The sequence below is a fragment of the Microtetraspora fusca genome (assembly GCF_001570365.1).
Lineage (GTDB): Bacteria > Actinomycetota > Actinomycetes > Streptosporangiales > Streptosporangiaceae > Microtetraspora > Microtetraspora fusca.
Map to the genome: position 1 here is coordinate 268,067 of NZ_BBYK01000045.1, position 23,681 is coordinate 291,747.

At 70.3% G+C, this 23,681-nt stretch carries 16 protein-coding genes and 3 pseudogenes; 14 read left to right on the forward strand and 5 right to left on the reverse strand.

All coding sequences use genetic code 11. The annotated features are described in order from the left end of the window. Window positions 1–96: 96 nt before the first annotated feature. The gene (locus tag AWQ68_RS15235; protein ID WP_084464028.1) at window positions 97–1,392 is read left to right on the forward strand and encodes a dicarboxylate/amino acid:cation symporter; all 1,296 of its coding nucleotides are present in this window, start codon (window positions 97–99) and stop codon (window positions 1,390–1,392) included. 132 nt (window positions 1,393–1,524) lie between these two features. Here the strand turns inward: AWQ68_RS15235 and AWQ68_RS15240 are convergent, their stop codons facing one another. After that, on the reverse strand, window positions 1,525–2,727 hold the full coding sequence (locus tag AWQ68_RS15240) for an SAM domain-containing protein (protein ID WP_066940824.1): 1,203 nt from the start codon (window positions 2,725–2,727) through the stop codon (window positions 1,525–1,527). 262 nt (window positions 2,728–2,989) lie between these two features. Between AWQ68_RS15240 and AWQ68_RS15245 the strand changes: the two genes are divergently transcribed. The 5 genes from AWQ68_RS15245 to AWQ68_RS15270 all read left to right on the forward strand — a co-directional run bounded on the left by AWQ68_RS15245 (window position 2,990) and on the right by AWQ68_RS15270 (window position 9,614). Further along, a complete protein-coding gene (locus AWQ68_RS15245; protein WP_066940826.1) occupies window positions 2,990–3,574 on the forward strand; it encodes a hemerythrin domain-containing protein in 585 nt (194 codons plus the stop codon). A gap of 83 nt (window positions 3,575–3,657) precedes the next feature. Then, the gene (locus AWQ68_RS15250) at window positions 3,658–4,182 is read left to right on the forward strand and encodes a PadR family transcriptional regulator (RefSeq protein WP_066940828.1); all 525 of its coding nucleotides are present in this window, start codon (window positions 3,658–3,660) and stop codon (window positions 4,180–4,182) included. Beyond that, window positions 4,179–4,868: an ABC transporter ATP-binding protein gene (locus tag AWQ68_RS15255; RefSeq protein WP_066940829.1), complete on the forward strand. Its 690-nt coding sequence runs from the start codon at window positions 4,179–4,181 to the stop codon at window positions 4,866–4,868. Before AWQ68_RS15250 ends, AWQ68_RS15255 begins: the two co-directional genes overlap by 4 nt. Then, on the forward strand, window positions 4,865–7,138 hold the full coding sequence (locus tag AWQ68_RS15260) for an FtsX-like permease family protein (RefSeq protein ID WP_066940831.1): 2,274 nt from the start codon (window positions 4,865–4,867) through the stop codon (window positions 7,136–7,138). The genes AWQ68_RS15255 and AWQ68_RS15260 overlap by 4 nt, the downstream gene beginning before the upstream one ends. A gap of 721 nt (window positions 7,139–7,859) precedes the next feature. Continuing rightward, complete coding sequence (locus AWQ68_RS15270; protein WP_066940925.1) at window positions 7,860–9,614, forward strand: glycoside hydrolase family 15 protein; 1,755 nt, start codon at window positions 7,860–7,862, stop codon at window positions 9,612–9,614. Between the two features lie 51 nt (window positions 9,615–9,665). On the opposite strand, the pseudogene AWQ68_RS44930 reads toward AWQ68_RS15270, so the two are convergent. Continuing rightward, window positions 9,666–9,791 (reverse strand): annotated as a pseudogene (locus AWQ68_RS44930) (DUF5999 family protein); the annotation flags it as partial. A 167-nt stretch (window positions 9,792–9,958) separates the two neighbouring features. Between AWQ68_RS44930 and AWQ68_RS15280 the strand changes: the two are divergent. Both AWQ68_RS15280 and AWQ68_RS15285 read left to right on the forward strand, forming a co-directional pair. Beyond that, window positions 9,959–10,546: pseudogene (locus tag AWQ68_RS15280) on the forward strand (recombinase family protein); the annotation flags it as partial. 122 nt (window positions 10,547–10,668) lie between these two features. Beyond that, window positions 10,669–12,753 carry a prolyl oligopeptidase family serine peptidase gene (locus AWQ68_RS15285; RefSeq protein WP_066940837.1) on the forward strand — a complete coding sequence of 695 codons (2,085 nt, stop codon included), beginning with the start codon at window positions 10,669–10,671 and terminating at the stop codon, window positions 12,751–12,753. A gap of 48 nt (window positions 12,754–12,801) precedes the next feature. Here the strand turns inward: AWQ68_RS15285 and AWQ68_RS15290 are convergent, their stop codons facing one another. Both AWQ68_RS15290 and AWQ68_RS44940 read right to left on the reverse strand, forming a co-directional pair. Next, window positions 12,802–14,883 carry a Tn3 family transposase gene (locus AWQ68_RS15290; protein ID WP_308418064.1) on the reverse strand — a complete coding sequence of 694 codons (2,082 nt, stop codon included), beginning with the start codon at window positions 14,881–14,883 and terminating at the stop codon, window positions 12,802–12,804. 505 nt (window positions 14,884–15,388) lie between these two features. After that, window positions 15,389–15,790 (reverse strand): annotated as a pseudogene (locus AWQ68_RS44940) (DUF4158 domain-containing protein); the annotation flags it as partial. Window positions 15,791–16,145: 355 nt separating this feature from the next. On the opposite strand from AWQ68_RS44940, the gene AWQ68_RS15295 reads away from it, so the two are divergent. Continuing rightward, window positions 16,146–16,526 carry a response regulator gene (locus tag AWQ68_RS15295; protein WP_218006878.1) on the forward strand — a complete coding sequence of 127 codons (381 nt, stop codon included), beginning with the start codon at window positions 16,146–16,148 and terminating at the stop codon, window positions 16,524–16,526. A gap of 337 nt (window positions 16,527–16,863) precedes the next feature. Here AWQ68_RS15295 and AWQ68_RS15300 read toward each other — a convergent pair whose 3' ends face one another. Then, a complete protein-coding gene (locus AWQ68_RS15300) occupies window positions 16,864–18,267 on the reverse strand; it encodes an RNA methyltransferase (protein ID WP_066940841.1) in 1,404 nt (467 codons plus the stop codon). Between the two features lie 269 nt (window positions 18,268–18,536). On the opposite strand from AWQ68_RS15300, the gene AWQ68_RS15305 reads away from it, so the two are divergent. The 5 genes from AWQ68_RS15305 (at window position 18,537) to AWQ68_RS15320 (ending at window position 23,651) form a co-directional block, all read left to right on the forward strand. Further along, window positions 18,537–19,124, forward strand: a complete 588-nt coding sequence (locus AWQ68_RS15305) for a hypothetical protein (RefSeq protein WP_066940842.1) — start codon at window positions 18,537–18,539, stop codon at window positions 19,122–19,124. A gap of 246 nt (window positions 19,125–19,370) precedes the next feature. After that, a complete protein-coding gene (locus AWQ68_RS15310) occupies window positions 19,371–20,549 on the forward strand; it encodes a purine-cytosine permease family protein (RefSeq protein ID WP_218006879.1) in 1,179 nt (392 codons plus the stop codon). Window positions 20,550–20,555: 6 nt separating this feature from the next. Next, window positions 20,556–20,744 carry a hypothetical protein gene (locus tag AWQ68_RS44235; protein WP_218006880.1) on the forward strand — a complete coding sequence of 63 codons (189 nt, stop codon included), beginning with the start codon at window positions 20,556–20,558 and terminating at the stop codon, window positions 20,742–20,744. A gap of 137 nt (window positions 20,745–20,881) precedes the next feature. Beyond that, on the forward strand, window positions 20,882–22,636 hold the full coding sequence (locus AWQ68_RS15315) for an adenine deaminase C-terminal domain-containing protein (RefSeq protein WP_066940844.1): 1,755 nt from the start codon (window positions 20,882–20,884) through the stop codon (window positions 22,634–22,636). A 13-nt stretch (window positions 22,637–22,649) separates the two neighbouring features. Then, entirely contained in the window at window positions 22,650–23,651 is a 1,002-nt protein-coding gene (locus AWQ68_RS15320) for an adenosine deaminase (protein ID WP_066940927.1), read from the forward strand. Window positions 23,652–23,681: the final 30 nt, after the last annotated feature.

A 23,681-nucleotide genomic window follows, 5' to 3' on the forward strand; every position in this document is an offset into this window, starting at 1 on the left:
CGGCCTTTCCCCGCGTTTCCCGCGCTTCCCCTCTTTCCCCCACCTCACCCGCGTGCCGTCTTTGTTCCGGCGCGCCCTCTTCCCGGAGTCTTGTTCGTGAAGAAGTTCTCGTTCTCCCTGCAGTTGTTGCTGGGCCTCGTCGTCGGCGTCGTCCTCGGACTCGTCGCACGCTCCGCGGAGGTCGGTTGGCTGACCGACACTCTGACCGAGGTCGGCAAGATCTTCGTCCAGCTCCTCAAGCTCGCCGTGCCGCCGCTGGTGTTCACCGCGGTCGTCGTCAGCGTGGCCAACCTCCGCAACGTCAACGGAGCCGCCAGGCTCGCCGGCAAGACGCTTCTCTGGTTCATGATCACTTCGTTGATCTCCGTGGCGGCCGGTATCGGCCTCGGCCTGACGATCAACCCCGGCAAGGGCGTGACCATCGCGACCGAGGGCGCCAAGGCCGTCGACCTCGAAGGCGCGGGCACCTGGATCGACTTCCTGACCGGCATCGTCCCGACCAACATCGTCACCGCGTTCACCGAGCTCAAGGTCCTGCAGATCGTCTTCATCGGTGTGGTCCTCGGCGCGGCGGCCATGGCGGTCGGCGAGAAGGCCGAGCCGTTCCTGAACTTCAGCCGTTCGGTCCTGGAGCTGGTGCAGAAGGCCCTGTGGTGGGTCATCCGCCTGGCCCCGATCGGCACCGCCGGCCTGATCGGGAAGTCCGTCGCCACCTACGGCTGGGACCTGCTGGCCCCGCTGGCGAAGTTCAGCGGCGGCGTCTACGCCGGCTGCCTCATCGTGCTGCTGGTGATCTACCCGGTGCTGCTCGCCTTCGTGGGCAAGGTCAGCCCGCTCACGTTCTACCGCAACGCCTGGCCCGCGATCGAGCTGGGCTTCGTCTCCCGCTCGTCCGTCGGCACCATGCCGCTGACCCAGCGCGTCACCACCGAGCGGCTCGGCGTGGACCGCGACTACGCCTCCTTCGCAGTGCCGTTCGGTGCCACCACCAAGATGGACGGCTGCGCCGCGATCTACCCCGCGCTCGCCGCGATCTTCGTGGCGCAGGTGTTCGGCGTCCCGCTCGGCGTCGGCGACTACCTGCTGATCGCGTTCGTCTCCGTGGTCGGCTCCGCCGCGACCGCCGGCCTGACCGGCGCCATCGTGATGCTGACCCTCACCCTGAGCACGCTCGGCCTGCCCCTGGAGGGCGTCGGCCTGCTGCTGGCCATCGACCCGATCCTCGACATGATCCGCACCGCCACCAACGTCGCGGGCCAGATGGTCGTCCCCGTCCTGGTCGGCCGGTCGGAGAACCGGCTCGACGAGGCCGTTTTCACGGCCCCGCCGCAGCCCCTCGACGACGCGCCCGCCCGGAAGGCGGGCGGCTCGGCCGAGCCCGCCCTGGCCTGAGCACGACGCGGGGGCGGCTCCTCCCCGGCCGGTGAATCCGGCCGCGGGACGGAGCCGCCCCCGTCCGTCTTTACGCCCCGCCTTTCCGCAGCCCCGTCGTTCACCGCTCGGGGCGGCGTCGCCGCGAGCGCGTCAGCGGTGGACCCGCAGGCTGGGCATGGGGTGCGGGCCCTCGATCTCCAGCCGGTACTCCTCGCCGGACTTGTGCCGGTTGTCGTCGATGACGACCTCCGACGGGGAGCGCTCGCCGCCCAGGATCTTCTCCTGCATCCGCTGGAAGCGCTCGTGCGCCTCCTGCACGTACCCGGTGCCCAGGGTGGTGTAGTCGATCTGGGTGGACAGGATCTCGCGGATGTACTCCTTGTTCGGCTCGAACGTCACCGGCGCGGGCAACCGGTCGCCCACCACCTGCTCCGGGTCGCGGTCGTCGTGCTTCTTGAACAGCTCCGCCGCCAGGCGCAGGTGCTCCAGCTCCATGTTGAGGTGCAGCTCCCAGATCGCCTTCACCCTCCGGTCCGACTCGGTCTCCATGAACGAGTGGTAGAGGTAGCACTCGTTGTACTCGTGGAGCAGCAGCCGCTCCCACCAGGTCTCGCCGGGATCCATCAGCGACTCGTAGTGGGTGACGTGCTCCTCCTCGACCAGGCCGATCTCCTGGTAGAGCTGCCGGGCGATCGGCTCCATGTACATCGGGCCGGTGTTCATGTAGAAGTTCATCGTCTGCTGCTCGGCCGACATGATCGTCAGCGCGTGCAGCTTGGACAGCGGCGCCGCCGCGGCCCTGTTGTACGGCTCACGCACGTTGTCCATCGGGTCGCGGTGCTGCAGGTAGGTCGGGCGGCCCGGCATCACCTCGGTCAGCCGGTCGACGATCGTCTCCGCCTTGCGGTGCTCGATCATCTCGAACAGGTTGGCGTACCGGTAGAGGTGGTCGAAGTCCTCCAGCACGCCGAACTGGTAGGCCTGCTTCAGGTAGCTGTCGGGCTCCATCCTGGCCACCCAGGCCGTCAGGTCCACCGCGACCTGCTCGTACGCGATGGTGGTCTCCAGCACCGAGGCCACGCCGGGCAGCAGCCAGTTGACCGCCTTCTGCTGCTGCGCCTCGATGTAGCGCACCCGCGCGAGCTGCTGCTTGGTCTCCAGGTCGGGGCAGTGCCGGGCCATGTGGTGGCTGAAGAAGATCGCCTCGGTCTCGATGCCGTTCATCGTGATGACCCGGCAGCGCGTGTACGGATCGGCGTGATCCGGGTCGATCGGCATGACGTCGAGCTCGCTCCAGTTACGCACCTGCTGGTCGAGCGGGATGCCCCGCTCGCGCAATGGGTTGAACGTCATCTACCCTCGGCTCCTTTGCCTCGGCTCGTCCGAGCTGACCGGCGCTGTCACGCGCACCGGATCCCGATGTCCAACGCGTCCCGCTCGGGGGCCGCCCCGCGTACACACGTGCGGGGAGTCGTCGGCGACCGCGATGCCGGGCGTACCCGTGAAGCTCTCCAGGGATTCCCCGCAACGCGCCCATGAACGTTCTGCGCTTGGCAAGCCCCGGAGTGGCCCGTCCCGCGCCGGGGAAGACCGGACCTGCCCGGAAGGAGGCACTATGACGCAGAAGCGGACCGCTCCCGAGTTGATGGACGAGACCGACGTCATCGATCTGCTGCTGGCCCAGCACGCCGTGATCAGGGACATGTTCGACGAGGTGGAGCAGGCCCCGCCGGACAAGCGAGGTGAGGCGTTCACCCGCCTGGTGCGGATGCTGGCCGTGCATGAGACCGCCGAGGAGGAGGTGGTCCATCCGTACGCGCGGCGCAAGCTCGACGGCGGCGCGGGAGTCGTGGAGGACCGGCTGGCGGAGGAGAACCAGGCCAAGCGGCTCCTCATGGAGATGGACAAGGCCGGGCCCGACAGCCCCGACTTCATGGAGAAGCTCGCCCTGCTGCGCGGTGCGGTGACCGCGCACGCGCGCAGCGAGGAACGCTACGAGTTCCCGCGCTTCCGGGCGCACACCACCCTGGCCGAGCGGCGGGTCCTCGCGGCGGCGGTCAAGGCCGCCGAGGCGATCGGGCCCACCCACCCCCATCCGGGCACCGAGTCGGTGACCAAGAACCTTCTCATCGGCACGCCGGTGGCGATGATGGACCGCGCCCGTGACGTCATCCGGCAGGCCATCGGCAAACGGGTCTGAGTGGCCCGGGCCCCGTGACCTGCGGCGGGAGACCGCACTCTCTCTATGCATAGTGTGTATAGAGAGAGTGTATAGTCACGGTCATGTCACTTTCCCACACGTTGCTGGCGCTACTCGAGCGGGGCCCCCGGCACGGATACGACCTCAAGCAGGAGTTCGACGCGCAGTTCGGCCAGGACCGCCCGCTGCACTACGGGCAGGTCTACGCCACCCTCGCGCGCCTGCTGAAGAACGGTCTGGTCGAGGTCGACGCGGTCGAGCACGGCGGCGGTCCGGAGCGCAAGCGGTACGCCGTCACGGCCGCCGGCGTCACGGACGTGGAGGGGTGGCTGTCCCGGCCGGAAAGCCCCGAGCTCTACCTGCACAGCACCCTTTACACCAAGGTGGTGCTCGCGCTGCTGACCGGCCGGGACGCGGCGGCGGTCCTCGACGTCCAGCGCGCGGCCCACCTTGACCTGATGCGGACCCTGACCCGGCGCAAGACACGCGGCGATCTGGCGGACGCGCTCATCTGCGACCACGCCATCTTCCACCTGGAGGCGGACCTGCGCTGGCTCGAGCTGACCAGCGCCCGCCTGGACCGGCTCGCCGAGGAGGTCCGGTCGTGACCGCCGACGCTCCGCTGCTCACCGCCCGCGACCTGTCCAAGACGTACGGCACGACCCGTGCCCTCGACGGAGTGAGCCTGGACGTGCGGGCCGGCGAGATCCTGGCGGTGATGGGCCCGTCGGGGTCGGGCAAGTCGACGCTGATGCACTGCCTGGCCGGGATCGTCCGCCCCGACTCCGGAGAGCTGCGCTACCGCGGCCGGGACCTGACCGCCGCGTCCGACGCCGAGCGCAGCGCGCTGCGCCGCGGCGAGTTCGGGTTCGTCTTCCAGTTCGGCCAGCTCGTCCCCGAGCTGACCTGCCTGGAGAACGTGGCGCTGCCGCTGCGGATGGAGGGCGTCCGGCGCAAGGAGGCCGAGCGGCGGGCCGCGTACTGGCTGGAGCGGCTCGACGTCGCGGGCGTCGCCGGGAAGCGCCCCGGCCAGGCGTCCGGCGGACAGGGACAGCGGGTCGCGATCGCGCGGGCGCTGGTCACCGAGCCCAGCGTGGTCTTCGCCGACGAGCCGACCGGCGCGCTCGACACGCTCAACGGCGAGATGGTGATGCGGCTGCTCACCGAGTGCGCCGAGCAGTCGAGGACCGCCGTCGTGCTGGTGACCCACGAGCCTGCCGTCGCCGCCTACTCCCATCGCGAGGTCGTCGTGCGCGACGGCAGGATCCGGACGAGCGCGGGGTCGGCCCGATGAGCGCGCGTTGGCTGCGCCAGCTCGCCTTCGGCGTACGGCTCGCCTCCCGGGGCGGCGTCACCGGGTGGACCCGGGTGGCGCTGACCGCGACGGCGGTCGGCCTCGGCGTCGCCTTCCTGCTGCTGGCCGCGTCCGTGCCGAACCTGCTGCAGGCGAGGGACACGCGGGTCAGCGCCCGCGTGGACACCCCCCAGGACGCGGCGCGGTCCGACCGCACCCTGCTGGTCGGGAGGGCCGACACCGAGTTCCGCGGCGTCAGGATCCGAGGGCGCCTTCTGCAGGCCGAGGGCTCCGCGGCGCCCGCCCCTCCCGGTGTGTCGGCGCTGCCCAAGGCGGGCGAGATGGTGGTGTCGCCCGCGCTGGCCGACCTGCTGGCCGACCCGGATAGCACACTGCTGCGGGCCAGGCTGGACTATCGCGTCGTCGGTCGCATCGCCGACACGGGCCTGTCCGGGCCCGGGGAGTACGCGTTCTACGCCGGCACCGACCAGTTGGAGGGCACGAGGGGTGCTGTGTGGCGGCAGGCCGCCTTCGGAGATCCCCATCCGAGTCCCGGGACGGACTCGCGGCTCATCCTGTTGGCCGTGGTCGCCTTCGTGGCCTTGCTGGCACCGGTGGCGATCTTCATGGCGGCCGCGGTGCGTTTCGGCGGTGAGTCGCGCGACCGCAGGCTCGCCGCGCTGCGGCTGATGGGCGCCGACCTGCCGATGACCCGGCGGTTCGCGGCGGGAGAGGCGCTGGCGGGCGGCCTGCTGGGGCTCGGCGTCGGCGCCGTGATCTTCCTCGCCGGCCGGCAGCTGGTCGGGCAGTTCACGCTCTGGGACATCAGCGTGTTCCCGGCGGACGTACGGCCGAGCCTCCCCCTGACGGCCTTGATCGTCGTCGCGGTCCCGGCGCTGGCCGTCGGGGTCGCCCTGAGCGTGCTGCGCAAGGTCGCCGTCGAACCCCTGGGCGTGGTCCGCCGCGCCGGACAGGGCCGCCGGCGGCTGTGGTGGCGGCTGCTGCCACCCGCCGCCGGCCTGGCTCTCCTCGCCCCGATGCTCGTCGGTGTGGTGGACACCGACGGACAACTCGCCCGCGTCCAGGTGGGCGGCGGCGCGGTCCTCCTGCTCGCCGGGGTGGCGACGCTGCTGCCGTGGCTGGTGGAGGCGGTCGTGCGGCGGCTCGGCGCCGGAGGCGGCGTGTCGTGGCAGATCGCGGTCCGCCGGATCCAGATGGACAGCGCCTCCGCCGCCCGGCTGGTCAGCGGGGTCGCGGTGGCCGCCGCCGGGGCCATCGCCCTGCAGACGTTCGTCGCCGGGATGGAGACGACGTTCACCTCCGCGACCGGCGCGGATCTCAGCCGGGCCCAGGTGACCGCCTCGCTCGATCAGGGAACGACGTACGCCGACGCCAGAGAGATCGCCCGGCGGTTCGCCGAGACGCGGGGTGTGCGCACCGTCACGACCGTCGCGTACACCGACGCGCTCGACAAGGGCACCGAAGAGTACGCCTCGGTCGTGGTGGGTTCCTGCGCCGACCTGCGGGAGATGGCGCAGATCACCCGGTGCGGCTCCGGAGACATCTTCCTCGTGGGCGACTCCGACATGCCACGCGCCGGACAGCGGATGACCGTCATGGACGCCGACTGGACGATCCCGGCAACCGCCAAGCGGGTGGAGGGCAGGGCGCTGCCGTCCGGATCCATGTGGACCCGGATGATCCTCGTGACGCCCGGCGCCGCGGGCCGGCTCGCGGCCGCGCCCTTGCATCTGCTGCTGTCAATCGACTTCGACCAGTCCGATCCGGACACCGGAGAGTTCGTACGGAACACAGCGGCGCGGGTCAGCCCCTTGATGTCCGTGGACGGCATCGAGGAGGTCGAGTACAACAACAGGTTCAAGGGGATCCTGAGCGGGATCTTCGCGGGCACGGTCGCGGTCCTGCTGCTGATCGGGACGAGCATGCTCGCGACGACCCTGGACCAGCTCAGGGAGCGGCGCGCCCTGCTGGCCGCGCTGACCGCCTTCGGCGCGAAGCGCGGCACGCTGACCCGGGCGACGCTCTGGCAGATGGCGGTGCCGGTCGCGCTCGCGCTCATCCCCGCCATGCTGGCCGGCACCGCACTCGGAGTGGCCCTGCTGGCGATGCTGGACTTCCCGATCCATGTCAGCCTTGCGCACCTGTTCGTGCCGGTGGCCGCCGGAGTGGGGGTGGTCGGGCTGGTGACCGTGGCGAGCCTTCCGGTCCAGCTCCGACTCATGCGCCCGGAGGGGCTGCGCGTCGAGTGATCCGGCACTCGCGTACGACGTCGTACGCGCATACGGCATCGTGGTCGCGTACGGCGTCGTAGTGCCCGTACGACATCGTGCTCATGTACGGCGCCGCCCTCGCGTACGGCGCCGTGCGAGTGCCGCCGCTGACCGGCACGGACGGGGCCGGTAAGGAACACCGCCGATCCGCCATCCGTGAACGGCGTGCGAGGGACGTCGCACGAGCGGTCGCCGGCCGCCTTCCCCACAGCTGCCCCGGCTGCGTCGGCCAGGGGAGGAGCTCCGCAAAGGCCCACCGGAGCGGGCGGATCAGCTCCGGCGACTTCCTCCCGAGGCCGGCCTGCTGGTCACCTGCCCTGCACCCCAGCCGCCTACGTCCGGCAATCGGAGTGGGGATCGCTTGCTGCGGAGCGCCCCTGTGATGGTGCTGGACTATCCGGTCAGCGGCGGATGTGGCGGGCGTGGGGGAGTCAGGTCGAGGGGAGTGCGGCGGCGAGCACGATGATCCCGACCGAGCCGACGAGGGAGGCCATCGCCAGGACCCGCGCCAGGCGGGGCCGCCCCTTGGCCGAGGTGCCGTATTCGCGGGGTCCACACCGACCCCTCACCGCCCGCCGCGGGACGGCCGGCGAAGCTGTCGGCCGCGCTCGCCGTCTCCGAGCGGAGTTGCTCAGCCTTCTGGCGCCTACGGTCACACGCCCGAGCGATGACGCGCCGCCCGGCGAGTAGCGTGGTCCACATGCGGATCGAGGACTACGCCCTCATCGGGGACACGCAGTCAGCCGCCCTCGTCGGCCGCGACGGATCGATCGACTGGCTCTGCCTTCCCCGGTTCGACTCCCCCACATGCTTCGCCAAGCTCCTCGGCGACGAGTCCAACGGATTCTGGCGGCTGGCCCCCGCCAAGCACGAGATGGCCACGCGACGCGCGTACGCCAAAGACACGCTGATCCTCGAGACCGTATGGGAGACCTCCACAGGGACCGTCAAGGTCATCGACTTCATGCCTCCCCGGCACGCCAACCCCACCCTGGTCCGGATCGTGGACGGCGTGTCTGGGACGGTGGACATGACCACAGAGATCAGCATCCGGTTCGACTACGGCAGGATCGTCCCTTGGACCCGCCGCTTCGGCGTCCGCCTCCACGCCATCGGCGGGCCCGACTCGGTCTGGATCGACGCTCCCCTCCACCTGAAGGGCAGCGGCGACCGGCACACCGGCACCTTTACGATCGCCGCAGAGCAACGCCGGTCGTTCGTGTTCACGTGGCACCCCTCGCATGAGCCGGAACCCTGCGGCATCGATCCCAGCGAGCAACTCACCAAGACCAGCCTGTTCTGGGAGGAGTGGGTCTCCCGCTGCTGGGTTCCGGGCCGCTGCCGCGCCGCCATGATCCGCTCCCTCATCACACTCAAGGCGCTCACCTACAGCCCGACCGGCGGCATCGTGGCGGCTCCCACCACGTCGCTTCCCGAGCATCTCGGCGGGGTGCGTAACTGGGACTACAGATATTGCTGGCTGCGCGACGCCGCGATGACACTCGACGCCCTGACCGAATCCGGATACATCACCGAGGCGGGCACCTGGCTCGACTGGCTGCTCCGCGCCATCGCGGGCCGCCCGGAGGACCTCCAGATCATGTACGGCGTGGCAGGCGAAAGGCGCCTGCCAGAGCAGACGCTCGACTGGCTTCCCGGCTACGAAGGCTCCCGGCCGGTGCGGATCGGCAACGGCGCGGCCAGCCAGCTTCAGCTCGACGTTTACGGCGAGGTGCTCAGCTGCTTCTACCGGGCCCGTAAGCTGGGGATGCCGCCCCACGACTACGCCTGGTCCACCGTTTGCAGGCTGATGGACTTCCTGGAGCGCAACTGGGCCCAGCCTGACGCGGGCTTGTGGGAGATCCGCGGCCCGCGGCGGCACTTCGTCCATTCCAAGGTCATGGCGTGGGTGGCGGCCGACCGGCAGGTACGGGCGATCGAAGAGCTCGGCCACACCGGGCCCCTCAAGCGCTGGCGGGCCACGCGGGACCGGATCCACGCCGAGGTCTGCGACAAGGGCTTCGACACCGAGCGCGGCACGTTCACCCAGTCGTACGGCTCTCGCGAACTCGACGCGGCGCTGCTCCTCATCCCGATCGTCGGCTTCCTGGCCCCTGAGGACCCCCGGGTCATCGGCACGATCGACGCGATCGAACGCGAGCTGATGACCGACTGCTTCGTGCTGCGCTATCCGATCTCCGAGAGCAACGACATCGACGGCCTGCCCGGAACCGAAGGCGCCTTCCTCGCCTGCAGCTTCTGGCTGGCCGAAGCGCTCTACCTCGTCGGCCGCAAGGACGAGGCCACGGACCTGTTCGAGCGGCTGCTGGCCCTCACCAACGACGTGGGCCTGCTTGCCGAGGAGTACGACCCCGTCCAGGCGCGCCATCTGGGCAACTTCCCTCAGGCGTTCACCCACCTCCATCTGATCCATACGGCCCTGGCGCTCTGCTAGGTGCCCTGACACGCTGTCGATGGTCTTGAAATGGGTGAGGGCCTTGCCGCGTCCGTCGGGCAGCGGTTCGCCTGGGTCGTCCAACAGCACGACGCCGTCGCAGAGCAGACCCCAGCCCTGTTCGGGGTGGAACGCCACGAGACAGGCAGCACCATGATCGGGAGCGTCCGCGGACGGATCTCCACGTCCCTCCGCTCGTCGATCAGGCTCCTGACTTCGTCACCGTTCCGTGTTGGCCCAGTGCTCCCGAAGCTACGGCGAGGGGCAAAGTAACTCACCAGTAACTTAGGGATTTCGGCTACCCCCTTCAGCCCTTCGCCTTCAGAAAACACCGCGTCTCCACCGGCGGGCAGAAGCTGGAACGCCAGCTCGATGCGCTCACCGCGGCCAGCTGCCGACGTATCTTCGCCGACAAGAAGTCCGGCAGAACCGCTGAGCGGCCCGAGCTGGCCGCCTGCCACGCCTTCCTGGCCGCCGGGGACACGCTCGTGGTGCCGTCGCTGGATCGCTACGGCCGCTCGCTGACCGATCTGATCGCCATGGTGGGTGAACTGCGCAAGCGCGAGATCGGTTTCACCTCGCTGCACGAGAACCTCGACACCACCACCCCCGGAGGGCGCCTGGTCTTCCACGTCTTCGCCGCGCTGGCCGAGTTCATCCGCGAGCTCATCGTCGCCGGCACCCGCGAGGGTCTGGCCGCCGCCCGGGCCCGCGGTCGCATCGGCGGCCGGCCCACCGTGGTCACGCCCGAGCTGTTGCGCGCGGCCCGGGACCTGTTGCCCAATCCCGAGCACTCGATCACTGCGATCGCGCGTCTGCTCGGCGTGAGCCCCGGCACGCTCTACAACCACATCCCGGACCTGCGCGAGCTGCGAGCCAGCCGACCGGCGGCACTGGAAGGGGGGCAGACCAAGTACGCCAGAAAGGGTTAATAGGGCTGGTCAGAGGCCGTGACTGTTGCTTACTCGGCATGGCCGTCAGGCGAGCCCGGCGGAGGGACGCGTGATCCAATGTCCGATAAGTCACTGGATCTCAAGCATATGATCATGCGCATATGAGCGACATCACCGAATCCCCGATCGCCCGGGTGGACGTCGTGCGCGAGACCCTCCACGGCATCACACTCGAAGACCCCTACCGGTGGATGGAAACCGAAGGCGAGGAGTTCCACCACTGGCTGGACGGCCAGGCCAGGCACGCCCGCGAGCACCTGGACGCCCTGCCGCACCGCGCCGGCCTGCTGACCCGGATCCGCGAACTGGGCAGCGCGCTCACGCAGTACTTCGGCCTCGCGATGACAGCCGACAAGGTCTTCGCCCTGGTACGCGAGCCGGACGCCCGCGTGCCGGTGCTGACGGTGACCGAGGCCGACGGAGCGAGCAGGCTCCTGTTCGACCCCGCCACGGTGCCCGGCGACGGGCACCACGCCATCGACTGGTACGTGCCCTCCCCCGACGGCCGCCACGTCGCCTGCGCCGTCTCCGACTCCGGGTCGGAGAACAGCTCCATCCACGTAATCGACGCCGACTCCGGCGCCCTCCTGGACACGATCCCGCCCACGACGCGTTTCGCCTTCCTGAGCTGGCTGGAGGACAGCCGGTCGTTCGTCTATCACCGCTACGCAGAGCAGCACCGCTTGGACAGCCGCTCCTTCCTGCATCAGCTGGGTGCCGACCCGGCGCAGGACACGGTGGTGCTGGCCCGCGGCCTCAACCCTCACATCGAGCTGACCCCGCGCGACCGGCCTTTCCTGGTGGTGCCGCCACACGGCGAGTGGATGCTGGCGATCATCTCCCACGGCGCGCTCAGCCCCTGGCCCTGGACCAGTGAGCAGCTGAGCGACTGCACGATATACGTGGCGCCGCGCGCCGGGCTGGCCGACCCGGCCACCTGCCCGTGGCGGAAGGTCGCGGGCGTGGTCGACGGCGTGACCACCTTCGCCACCAGCCACGACACCCTCTACCTGGTCTCCTACCGGGACGCGCCGCGCTCCCGCGTGCTGGCCGTTCCGCTTGCCGCACCAGATCTGTCCCGAGCCCGGGTGGTCGTGCCCGCGGGTGAGCGGGCGGTGGAGTCGGTGCGGGTGGTGGGCGACCGGCTGCTGGTGCGCGATCTCGACGGCGGCGTCAGCCGGGTACGGCACGTACCCCTGTCCGGCGGCGAGCCCGCCGACCTCCCGATGCCGGTGGACGGCGCCATCCTGGAGTGGACCACCCACCCGACGCGGCCCGAAGCCCTGCTGCTGGTGGCCGGCTGGACCGACGCGCCGCGGCTCTACCGCTACGACGGCCAGTCCCTCCAGGACACCGAGCTGGCGCCCCGCTCACCGGTGGACTTCGGCGACGTGCACGTCCGTACTCTGCACGTGCCCGCGAGGGACGGGACGCCGATCCCGCTCACGGTCATCCACCACAAGGACCTGGAGCTGGACGGCGACAACCCGGCCATGCTCACCGGCTACGGCTCCCACGGGTTCATCGACCTGCCGGAGTTCCGTCCCGAGATGCTCGCCTGGTACGAGCGTGGCGGCGTCTACGCCGTCGCGCACCTGCGCGGCGGCGGCGCCTACGGCCGTGAGTGGCACGAGGCCGGGCGCGGCGAGCGCAAGGAGGCCACCATCACGGACTTCATCGACTGCGCCGAGCATCTCATCGCCCTCGGCTACACCCGCCCGGGGCGGCTGGCTGCCGAGGGCGCCAGCAGCGGCGGCATCCCCACCGGCGGCGCGCTGGTGCGCCGCCCCGATCTGTGGGCGGCCATGGCGATGCACGTGCCGACGGTGAACGCCACGCGCAACGAGTTCAGCGAGAGCGGGCCGATCAACGTGCCCGAGTTCGGCAGTGTCACCACTGAGGAGGGCCTGCGCGACCTGTTAATTATCGACGCCTACCTGCGGGTCCGGGACGGCGTGCCGTACCCGGCGGTGCTGCTGACCACCGGCCTGCGCGACGCGCGGGTGCCGCCGTGGCAGCCGGCGAAGCTGGCTGCCCGCCTGCAGGCGGGCACAGCCTCCGGCCGGCCGGTGCTGCTGCGCGTCGAGGAGCACGGCTGGCATGGCGCCGGCTCGACCAGAGACCAGGAGCAGGCACTGCTCGCCGATGTGCTGGCCTTCATCCTGCACGCGTCCGACGGGTCATGATGACGACAGACATGCTGGGTACGGCACACGCACGTGCCCTCAGCCACGTCACGGCCTGGTCGATCCCGGCCTGCGTGTGACGCTCAACTTCCATCCCGACCGCCTGGTGGGCGAGCTGGCAATCCTCGACAGGCCGGCAAGGACGGCGTCTACCTGTCCCAGTTCGTCACCGGGACCGGCCACGGGGGCCTGACCGCCCATCCCGGCGGGGACAGGTGGCGCTGGAAGAGCCGCATCTTCGCGCGGGCGCCTACGACGAGGCGCCCGCGTGTTGACGTAGACCAGGCAGGACTGCAGCAGGTGCAGCGCCAGCATGGAGACCTCGGCATGCTCACGGTCGGCGCCGGTGAGCACGCCTTCCTTGCCGTAGAAGATCTTGTCATTGGCGCCGTTCCAGTTCTCGACCACCTGCAGACCGCTGTTGATCTCGCGGCGCAGGTCCTCGCTGGCCAGATAGTCGCAGGCGAAGATGGTGCGCACCACCCGGCCGAGCTCCTCCATGGCCCGGTAGGCCGGCTGCTTGGGGCCACCTTTGGTGAAACGGCGCAGCACCTGCTCGGCCTCGGCGGTACCGAGTCGCAGCGCGGTCGCGTATTTGATCATCTGGTCGTAGTGGCGGCTGATGAGGTCCCAGTCGATGGGCCGCTGCTTGACAATGCGCTCCAGGCGCGGCCACCGGTCCGGGCCGGCCTCGGGCGCATACAGCCGGATCGAGCCGATGGTCTTCAGCCGCGGCAGCAGCCGAAAGCCCAGCAGCTCGGTGAAGGCGAACCCGACGGTGGAGGCCCCATGGGTGTCGGTGTAGTTGGCCTGCACGTTCGCGTCGGTGCAGTGCCGCAGCAGGCCCTCGATCATCGCCGCGACCTCCGAAGAGGAGCAGCTTTTCAGCTGGGAGTAGATGCAGGCGCGGCCCCGCTCGACGTGCCAGTAGATCATCACACCGTAGCCGCCGTAGCGGGCGTGGAACTCCGTCATCAGGTTCGACTCCCACGAGCCGAACCGCTTGGAGTCCGAGGCGGTGGCCGTCACCTCGCCCCACCAGGCCGTATCCCGCATAGCCAGGGTCTCGTTGACCACGCACGCGATCGCCGCGCGCAGGTTGTCGCGGGTGATGTAGGTCGCGCGGATACGGCGCAGGGCGGCCTCGTCCTCGCCGTGCTCGCCGGTGGCGGCCATCTGCCGGATGCCCATGTTGGTGCCCAGCGCGAACAGGCACAAAAGCAGCCGCCGCTGCACGGTCGCCTTGTCCAGCACCTCGCGGCTGGCCACCGAGGAGAACTCATCGGTGAACCGGGTCAGGAACGCGGCGTCCTTGAGGATGTCGAGCAGATCGATGGTGCCCCAGCGGCGCTGGACCTCGGCCTTGAGCGCGGAAAGGTTCGTCGGCTCGGCCTGCTTGACCGGCTTGGGCACACTGATCCACGGCTGGCCGCCGCGGGTGACGATGCGCACCCCGCCTGCCGTGCCCTGGGTCAGGGCGGCATCCAGGCGGTCCAGCGCGGCCGCCATCCTGGTCTTCAGATCGGCGATGAACGTGGCCGGATCCACGGGCTTGGCCAGGGCGGCGTAGTGCACGTCGCGGTTGTCGTCGAAGTCGCCGGGCAGGTCCTCGTCCGGGTTGCGCCAGCGGCCCGCGCCCTCGACGTAGACCTCCCGGCGGCGCAACGCCTCGCGCAGCGCGATCAGCACGCACAACTCGTACGGGATGCGCTCGATCCGGCCGCTGTCAGCATCGGTGATCGCCCCGGTCCAGGCCTTGGGCACCACGCCCTCGACCGGCACGCTCTCCTCGGCCGGGTACAGCCGCTCGTCACCAGGGGCATCGGTGTAGCGGGCCAGCAACTCGATGGCGTCCATCACCGGCCGGTAGGCGGTGTTGTTGCACTTGAAGACCAGCGCGCCCAGCAGCGGCGCCAGCATCCGCCGGTAATGGTGCGAATACGAGCCGCGCAGCTGGTAGCGCACCCGCTCGGCGATGACCTTCTCGGTGGCTATCAACTCCCGGGCCAGCTCCCGCAGCGTCTTCTCCCCGCCGGGCACCACGGGGAAGACCACAGCCCGGACGGTGTCGTCGGGGCGCTCCAGCGCGGCGTTCACCATCCGGGTGAAGATCCCACGCTTGCCCGGCACCGACGTCAGCTGGCCGATCAGCTCCTTTTCTACCCGCTTCTCCGCCCGCCGCGCCGATCCGGTGGATCAACCCGATCAGCAACTCCACCAGCGCGTCGACCAGCTCGGCCTGGCGCGTCCGGCACAACGCGGTCAGCAGGGCGTAGCGCACGGGGGCGTCGCAGGCGAGAAAGTCGGAGGGGAACATCCGGGTCGCCCGCGCCCGCCAGGCCGTCACGATGCGACCGGAGACATCGGTGAAGACCTCCTCACCCAGGCCCAGCGCGCGCACTGTGGTCAACTTGCCGATCTCGGCCAGCAGCGTCTCCAGCCCCAGCGGGCCCGGATCGGCCTTCAACTGCGCCAGCAGGCCCGGCTGGGCCAGCAGCTCCTCCAGTCGGCCGCACACCAGCGGCCCGAGCCGGCGCGTGATCTGCGCGGCGAACGCGTCCTCGAACTGCCGTCGCGCCGAGGCGACCACCCGGTCGACCTGGCCATCGCTGGGCGGCTCGATCTTCTCGCTCCGGCAGCGCTGCAGCAGCGCAGCGGCCAGGCGGCCGGAGTCGGTCTCCACCGGGCACACCTCGGCGGCCAGCCAGCGCGCCCACCGCTCCTCATCGTCCTCGCTGGCCGGCCGGGTACCGAAGGCCTCGCGGATCTGCGCCCGGTGGTACTTGATCGCCCGGTCCCGCCAGGAGTACTTGGCGAACAAGGTCGGCTCTACCTTCACCAGCGAGGCGACGTAGTCGACCGCGGCCGACGGGACCTGTTCGGGGTAGGCGGGGAAGCGGCCCTCGATCTCGTAGAACTTCAGCAGCAGCGCGAACCCCAGCCGGGTCGCGCCGCTCTTGTTGCCCACCAGGTCCCAGTCGCCCTCCACCAGCGTCCAGGCATCGATCAGCTCGTCCGGCTCCCACTCAGTCCGCACCCGCGCGCCCTTTCCTTGATCATGATCCCCGACGAACGGAGATCATGATCAGGGGGCAGGTGCTCCCTACCGGCAGGTATGCACCACCCGTGACGGTTACGCACTGAAGTTGATATCTACCGATCAGTTACTTTGCCCCTCGCCGTGGCTTCGGGAGTACTGGGCCGTGTTCTCAGGTTCAGGGTCCGCAAGCTCCTCGAGACCGGTCCGGTGACCTGGTTGCGCCATCTACGATCACGCCGCGAACGCCCGCCGTCTGTGCTGGCAGCCTCCAACGTGCGGGCATTTCTACGGCAGTCCCGACATTCCTGCTAGCTGCAATGACGCGTGGGCGATGGGCTGGGATCCTGGATGTGTGCCCCTCAGTTGCCTGATCGTGGACGACAGCGATCACTTCAAGGAGGCCGCTCGTCAACTGCTCGAAGCGGACGGCATCGCCGTACTCGGCGCCGTGTCCACGACCGCCGAGGCGCTTCGCCGGTTCGGCGAGCTCCGGCCGGACTTCGTGCTGGTCGACATCGATCTCGGCGAGGAGAACGGATTCGACCTGACCCTGCGGCTTGTGGACGCGGCCGGCGGGGATCCCCCGAACATCATCCTGATCTCGACCTACGACGAGACGGACTTCGCGGAGATGATCGCGGCCAGCCCCGCCATCGCGTTCCTGCCGAAGCCGAGCCTTTCGGGGAGCGCGATCAACGAGATCCTGCGAGAAGTGGCCGACACGGGCCGTTGACGCGGTTCACGCCTCGATGCTCCGGCCTCGCGATCGTGCGTGACACCGCCGAGGCGCACGGCGGGACCGTCGAAGTGGGGGAGTCGGCGTGGAGTGGGGCGCGTTTCGTCGTCCGCCTGCCGCCTGCCGCCTGCCGCCTGCCGATTCGCCGTCGAGCCCGTAGCGGCCGCCCGGGCGGTGGGTGTCCGCACGGCATCGAACTGATGCACAACAAGGCGAGCGAGCGGGTGGATCTCGGCGTCGGCATGGGCATCGCGGAGGAGATCGTCACCGCGCTGCGGCAGGCGCCGAGGGGCGCCCGGAGCGCGGCTTGGTGTCTCCGGGCGCCGCTCGTTCCTCACAGGGGCGTGCGCTCGTTCCTCGGTGAGGCTTTCCGTCCCCTCCGCGTTCGCGGCGCGACCAATCGGACGAGGTACGACTCCGCACCCGAGACCCGGACGCGCTGAAGGTGCGTGGGGACGAGCTGGTGGCGGACCCCGATCGGCAGGTCGTCGAGGTCGGGAAGCAGAACCACTGCCGTCGCGCCGGGTGCGAGGACGCGGCGCAGCTCCGCCCACCAGAGCGAGGTGGACGAGGAGAGCAGCCCACTGCCGGCGACCTGCCCACCCCAGGGCGGATTGCTGAGGATCCGATCGGCGCTGCCGTCCGGCATCGGCAGACGTCCCGCGTCGGCCCGGGCGAAGACGACTCGGTTGATACTGCTGTCCGGCGTCGGCGAGCTCCCGGCATCGGCCTGGCTGAAGACGGCTGGAGCGCCGCCACTGTCCGGCGTCGGTAGCCCTTCCACTTCAGGCCAGGTGAAGAGGCCCGGGCCGACGTCGCTGTCCAGCATGGATCGCCATCTTGTGTCCGCGGTGTTGTAGCGGGCCGGATCGATGTCGCCGGCCGGTGTCAGCCGGCGTTCCGTGTCGGCGGGGAAGGCGACAGGTAACCGGGTCGCGTTGCCGTGGGATGCGCGCAGGGCGGTCACCTCCAGGTCGAAGCCGTACAGGCGAGCCTGCGGCTGCTGCGCGGTGGCCTCGATGAGCAGGGTTCCGGCGCCGCAGCAGGGGTCGACGACCGTGTGACCGGGACGGATGTCGGCCATCCGGACCATGGCGGCGGCCAGCGGCGGATGCAGGCTTCCGGGGACCGTCCGCCGCCTGTAGTCGCGCCGATGGAGCGGCCTATCGGCGATCCGCAGCATGAGAGTGGCGTGCGCGCCGTCGAGGGTGACCCGCCATCCCGCGTAGCCCGCCGGGGGAGCGGTTCCGGTACGGCGCGAGTGGTATCCGACCCCCAGCCGCCGCGCGAGGGCCCGCCCCACCGCGTCCTCGACGTCGTAGCGGTTGAAGTTCCGCCTGCCCAGAAACGACGCCGACACTTCGATGCCGGTGATCGTGCCGGGCCCTCCCTGCCGCCGTCGCGCCCGCGCGAGCGAGTCGAGGTCGGCCAGGTCCGCGAGCCGCGAGAGCGTAGAGACGCCCTGCTTGGCGACGCCGATGTCGGCGCACCGGGCGGCCAGCAGGAACACGTCGTCGGGTGTGCGCAGCGCGACGGCCCGCGTCCGCGGGCGGCGGGTGCGGAAGTGGATCTCGCGGTGCCCCAGATAAGTGATCATGCCTGCTCCGAGCTGGAGGATCTCCGCGGCGAGGGTCGGCTCCAGCCCGTGAACACACCGCGCGACCAGGGTCGGCGCCGTCGACGAGACGGTGACGGAGCCGGAACGCGGTGCGGTGAAAGAGATCGCGCGAACGCGCATAGTGATCGTTCTTCTCCCACGTCAGCCTCGGGACGGCGCTGCGCCGCCCCGCCTCGTCGGCGACGGGTCGTTCCTCGCTTCGCCGACGGCGGTTAGCGGAGGTGGAAGGAGAACGCGAAGTTCATGGTCCGTGATCATAGGTGTGCCGCCGCCAGGCGCTCAACTGACGACTCGAATCCGGGTGAAACGCGTCCCGTCGAAGCATCGCCGGATTGGGGAAGAACGCGGAGTACGGGCGGATCCGGGGCTCGGCGGCGCAAGATGGACGCATGCGCAGTTTCCTCGCCGTCGGCGTCGTTCTGGTGGGATTGACCGCCGCGTGCGGCACCGGCGATCCGCCCACGCGACGAGAGGCGGCCTCCCCGGCTTCTCCCGCCGTCCCCCCGGCGTCTCCTGCCGCCGATTACGCGTCCGTACGATGCGACGAGGGGATCGGTGGGGAAGCCGCTCCTCCCGCCGATTTCCAGGTCGTCGGCGATGCGGTGGCTCTGCCGACGACCGATGTCAGGAAGGCGGCCCTGCAGGCGGCCGAGGCGAAGATGCCGGACGGAAGCCAGGGATCGTTCGCCAAGCAGGGCCTGCTCGTACGGCGCGGACGTCATGTCGAGTTGTCCGTGCCGGAGAGCCTCACCGGCCGGGCCTGGTTGGTATGGGGCAAGCCCGGCTCGCCGGGGGCGCACGTGGTGGCGGACCGGTGTCAGGAAGACAAGGAGTGGATCGTTTTTCCCGGGGGCTACCTCGTCCGCGAGGTGGGATGCCTACCGGTCCGGGTCCGGGTGGACGGCGGCGCCGTCCAGGAGGTGCGGATCGGCGTCGGCGCGCCGTGTCCGGGACAGGGGCCCGCACCGCAGATCTGATCGCCCGTGCCTGTCCCCTCTCTGCCTGAGGCGGCCGAAACCAAAGTCCCGCTCCGCCGCCTCTCGTCCCTCCCCGCCGGCGCACGGCCCGCGTCCCGGCCCCGTACGGCGGCCGCCGTAGGGCTTGGAGACGGCTACAGGAAGGAAAGCCATGGCTCGTGGCGTTCGCCAATGGCCAGGTCCGGCGCTCGCTGGTTTCCTGGAAACGCCAAACATGACGCTTTCCAAAGGTAAAGAGGGGGGCCGGTGGCCGTCGAGCAACGCGGCATCGAGCTGGTTTCGCCGCAGGAGAGGTACGGCAGGCCCCGCGACCTGCTCTTCCTGTGGTCGGGAACGACGCTCGGAATCTTCACCCTGGTCTACGGCACGGTCGTCGTGTCGCTCGGCCTCAGCTTCCCGCAGGCGGTGGCGGCGATCGTCATCGGCAACCTGCTGGCCTTCCCGCTGGTCGGCCTGACCAGCCTCCAGGGCCCCGCCGTCGGCACGTCCACGATGGCCGTCTCCCGCGCCGCGTACGGCCCCAAGGGCGCCCGTGCGCTGGGCTTCTTCGGGTGGCTGAACATGGTCGGCTTCGAGGCGGGCGGCATGGTGCTGATCACCTTCGCCGCGCTCGCGCTGCTGGACAAGGCGGGCGTCCACGACCAGGGCATCGGGCTCAAGGTGGCCGTGATCCTGATCGCCGCGCTGATCCAGCTCGTGCTCCCGCTCGTGGGGCACGCCGCCGTCATGAAGGCCCAGAAGTACTTCACCTGGGTGTTCGTCGCCATGTTCGCGATCATGGCCGTGCTGATCGGGCCGAAGGTGGAGATCACCGCGAGCGGTGGCGCCGACTTCGCCACGTTCACCGCCGCCGTCGCGCTGGTCATGTCCTGTGGCGGGCTCTCCTGGGCCCCGCTGGGCAGCGACTACTCCCGCTACCTCCCGCAGAACACGAGCCGCAAGGCGGTCTTCGGCTACGCCGCGCTCGGCGGCTTCGTGCCGTACGTGCTGCTGATGACGCTGGGCGCGGCGGTGGCCACCGTGGTCAAGGACGCGGGGGACCCGATCTCGGGCCTGCCCGGCGCACTGCCCGGCTGGTTCACCGTGCCCTACCTGCTGCTCGCCATGGTGACGCTGTTCGCGGTGAACACCACCGACCTGTACTCCTCGGGCCTGAACCTGCAGGCGGCCGGGATCAACGTCAAGCGCTGGGTCGCGGTCGTGGCCGACCTGGTGATCTGCGTCGTCATCACCTATGTCGCCGTGGTGTCCGACTCGTTCAACACCATGCTGAACACCTTCCTCGGCCTGCTGATCATCTGGCTGGCGCCGTGGGCCGGGGTCTACCTCTCCGACTGGCTGCGCCGCAGGGGCTCCTACGACGGCGCGGCGCTGTTCGACGAGAGCCCGGCGAGCCCCTACTGGGGGCGTGGCGGCATCCGCTAGTCCGGCATGGCCGCGCAGGTCGCCGGCATGATCGCGGCGGCGCTGTGCATCAACTCCACCGCGTTCGTCGGCCCGATCTCGGAGGCGATGGGCGGCGCGGACTTCAGCATCTTCGCCGGGGCGATCGTGGCGGGTATCACCTATCTCGCACTGGAGCGGCGGCCCGCCATGCAGGTCGCGCCCGACGCCGCCTGACGGAACCCCGCACCCGGACAGACCCGGTTAGACCCGCCAGACCTGGCCTGAACCGGTCGCGGGGAGCGGCCGGAGCCGCGCTGACCGCGCCCCGGCTCGCTCCCGCGCGACCACGACAACGAAAGGCACGACATCCGATGGCCGACCGCCTCCTGCTCGACGTCGCCTACGGGCGACGCCCCGCCGACCGCATCATCACCGGCGGCACGCTGGTCAACGTGCTGACCGGCGAGACCTACCCCGCCGACGTCGCGATCAGCGGCTCGCGGATCGCGGCGGTGGGGGACCTGCCCGAGGCGCTGCGCGGTCCCGACACCGAGATCATCGACGCGCGCGGCGGCTACCTCGTGCCCGGACTGATCGACGGCCACCTGCACATCGAGTGCAGCAAGCTCTCGGTCACCAGCTTCGCCGACCTGGTCGTCCCGCTCGGCACGACCAGCGTGGTGTCCGGCCTGGACCAGATCCTCGTCGTCGAGGGCCTGCCCGGCGTGCGGCGTTTCCTGGACGAATCCAAGAACACCGGCATGCGCATCTGGTGGGGCGCCCCCGCCAAGGCGCCGTACACCGTGCCGGAGTCGACGGTCGGCCACACCTTCGGGCCGGAGCAGCACGCGGAGGCGCACACCTGGCCGGAGTGCGTCGGCGTGTGGGAGACCGTCCAGGAGATGGTGGAGCACGGCGACCCCGCGGTCATGGACGCCCTCGACCTGGCCGAGCGGCACCGGCTGCCCGTCTTCGGCTGCGCGCCGCTCTCCGACGCCCGCCGTATCGGCGGCTTGGCCGCGGCCGGGGTGCGCCTCGACCACGAGTCGTACTCCCACGAGGAGATGCTGGAGAAGCTGCGCCTCGGCATGTACGGCATCGTCCGCGAGTCCTCGGTGGCGCACTTCCTGGACGAGAACATCCAGGTCGTGGCCAAGGTCGGCGCGCGGCGCGTGGCGTTCTGCACCGACGACGTCCACGCGGCCGACGTGCTGGCCGGCGGGCACATGGACAAGCTGGTCCGGATGGCCGTCAAGGCGGGCGTCGACCCGGTGACCGCGATCCAGATGGCCACGATCAACTGCGCCGAGATGTACCGGATCGACCACCTGGTCGGCAGCATCGCCCCCGGCCGCTTCGCCGACGTGCTGATCGTGGACTCGCTGGAGGACTTCCGCGTCCGCGAGGTCGTGGCCGGCGGCGTCCTGGTGGCGCGCGGCGGCGCCATGATCACCCCGACGGCTCCGCCGGAGCGCGGCGCGGTGCTGCCGCTGCCCGTCCGCGAGATCGTCGCCGACGACCTCGCGCTGCGCGCGCCCGAGGGCGCCTCGCAGGTGACCGTGCTGACCATGAACATGACGCCGGAGCAGGTCTTCGTGCGCAAGCGCCGCGACGTGACGCTGCCCGTCACCGGCGGCCTGGTCGAGCCCTCGGTGGCCGACGACGCGCTGCTGGTCACCGTGGTCGAGCGGTACGGCAAGACCGGCAACATGCCGGTCGCCATGGTGAGCGGCATGGGCCTGCGCAAGGGCGCGATCGCCACCAGCGCCGCCCCTGACGACAACAACATCATCTGCGTGGGCGCCTCGCGCGCCGACATGGCGGTCGCGGTCAACGCGGTCGTCGCGGCGGGCGGCGGCCAGGCGGTCGTGGTGAACGGCGAGGTGACGGCGCTGCTGCCGCTGCCGGTCGGCGGCATCGTCTCCGACCTGCCCGCGGCCGAGATGGCCGCCGCCGAGACCCGGATCGACGACCTCGCCCGGGAGCTGGGCTGCGCGCTGCCCGCGCCGCTGATGTACCTGTTCTTCCTCTCGATCACCGCGATCCCGGACTACGCGATCACCGACCTCGGCCTGGTCGACTGCGTGGCCCTGGACGTCATCGACCCGATCATCTCGGAGGCCTGACATGCCCGAGTCCATGAAGGACTTCATCGCCGGACTGCCCAAGTGCGAGCTGCACCTGCACATCGAGGGCACGCTCGAACCCGAGCTGAAGTTCGAGCTGGCGAACCGGAACGGCCTGGCCCTGCCGTACGACACGGTCGAGGACATGCGGGCCGCCTACGACTTCGACGACCTGCCGTCGTTCCTGTCGGTGTACTACGAGGGCATGAACGTCCTGCTCACCGAGCCGGACTTCTACGACCTCGCCATGGCGTACCTGCGCAGGGCCGCCGCGCAGAACGTGCGGTACGCGGAGATCTTCTTCGACCCGCAGGCGCACACCTCGCGCGGCGTGCCGTTCGACGTGGTGATCCGCGGCCTGCGCCGGGCGCTGATCGACGCCGAGAACCAGCTCGGCGTCCGCGCCCAGCTCATCATGTGCTTCCTGCGCGACTTCCAGGCCGAGTACGCCATGGCGACGCTGCTGGAGTCGCTGCCGTACCGGGAGTGGATCGTGGGCGTCGGCCTGGACTCCGACGAGAAGGGCAACCCGCCGGCCAAGTTCGCCCCGGTGTTCGCCCGGGCCCGGCAGGAGGGCTACCTGCTGACCATGCACTGCGACGTGGACCAGGAGAACTCCACCGAGCACATCCGCCAGTGCGTCGAGGAGATCGGCGTCAACCGGATCGACCACGGCGTCAACTCCCTGGAGGACCCGAAGCTGGTCGAGGCCATCAAGGAGCGCGGGCTCGGCCTGACCGTGTGCCCGATCTCCAACGGGTACGTCACCGACTCGATGAAGACGGACGCCATCCGCCGGATGCTCGACCTGGACCTGCGCGTCACGATCAACTCCGACGACCCGGCGTACTTCACCGGTTATGTGCAGGAGAACGTGGCCGCGGTGCAGGAGGCGCTCGACCTGTCCCGTGAGGAGCTGGTGCGGCTCCAGCGCAACGCCTTCGAGATCACCTGGCTGCCGCGCCAGGTGAAGGACGCCTACCTGGCCGAGCTGGACGCCTACGCCGCGTCCTGAGCCCCCGCGCGCACGCCCGTCCGGCCCGGT

Excerpts from the sequence above, each read along its gene's own strand:
- AWQ68_RS15305 (WP_066940842.1), top strand. The coding sequence starts at position 18,537 with ATGCGCAGTTTCCTCGCCGTCGGCGTCGTTCTGGTGGGATTGACCGCC.
- AWQ68_RS15240 (WP_066940824.1), bottom strand. The coding sequence starts at position 2,727 with ATGACGTTCAACCCATTGCGCGAGCGGGGCATCCCGCTCGACCAGCAG.
- AWQ68_RS15270 (WP_066940925.1), top strand. The coding sequence starts at position 7,860 with ATGCGGATCGAGGACTACGCCCTCATCGGGGACACGCAGTCAGCCGCC.
- AWQ68_RS15245 (WP_066940826.1), top strand. The coding sequence starts at position 2,990 with ATGACGCAGAAGCGGACCGCTCCCGAGTTGATGGACGAGACCGACGTC.
- AWQ68_RS15250 (WP_066940828.1), top strand. The coding sequence starts at position 3,658 with ATGTCACTTTCCCACACGTTGCTGGCGCTACTCGAGCGGGGCCCCCGG.
- AWQ68_RS15260 (WP_066940831.1), top strand. The coding sequence starts at position 4,865 with ATGAGCGCGCGTTGGCTGCGCCAGCTCGCCTTCGGCGTACGGCTCGCC.
- AWQ68_RS15320 (WP_066940927.1), top strand. The coding sequence starts at position 22,650 with ATGAAGGACTTCATCGCCGGACTGCCCAAGTGCGAGCTGCACCTGCAC.
- AWQ68_RS15300 (WP_066940841.1), bottom strand. The coding sequence starts at position 18,267 with ATGCGCGTTCGCGCGATCTCTTTCACCGCACCGCGTTCCGGCTCCGTC.
- AWQ68_RS44235 (WP_218006880.1), top strand. The coding sequence starts at position 20,556 with ATGGCCGCGCAGGTCGCCGGCATGATCGCGGCGGCGCTGTGCATCAAC.
- AWQ68_RS15315 (WP_066940844.1), top strand. The coding sequence starts at position 20,882 with ATGGCCGACCGCCTCCTGCTCGACGTCGCCTACGGGCGACGCCCCGCC.
- AWQ68_RS15285 (WP_066940837.1), top strand. The coding sequence starts at position 10,669 with ATGAGCGACATCACCGAATCCCCGATCGCCCGGGTGGACGTCGTGCGC.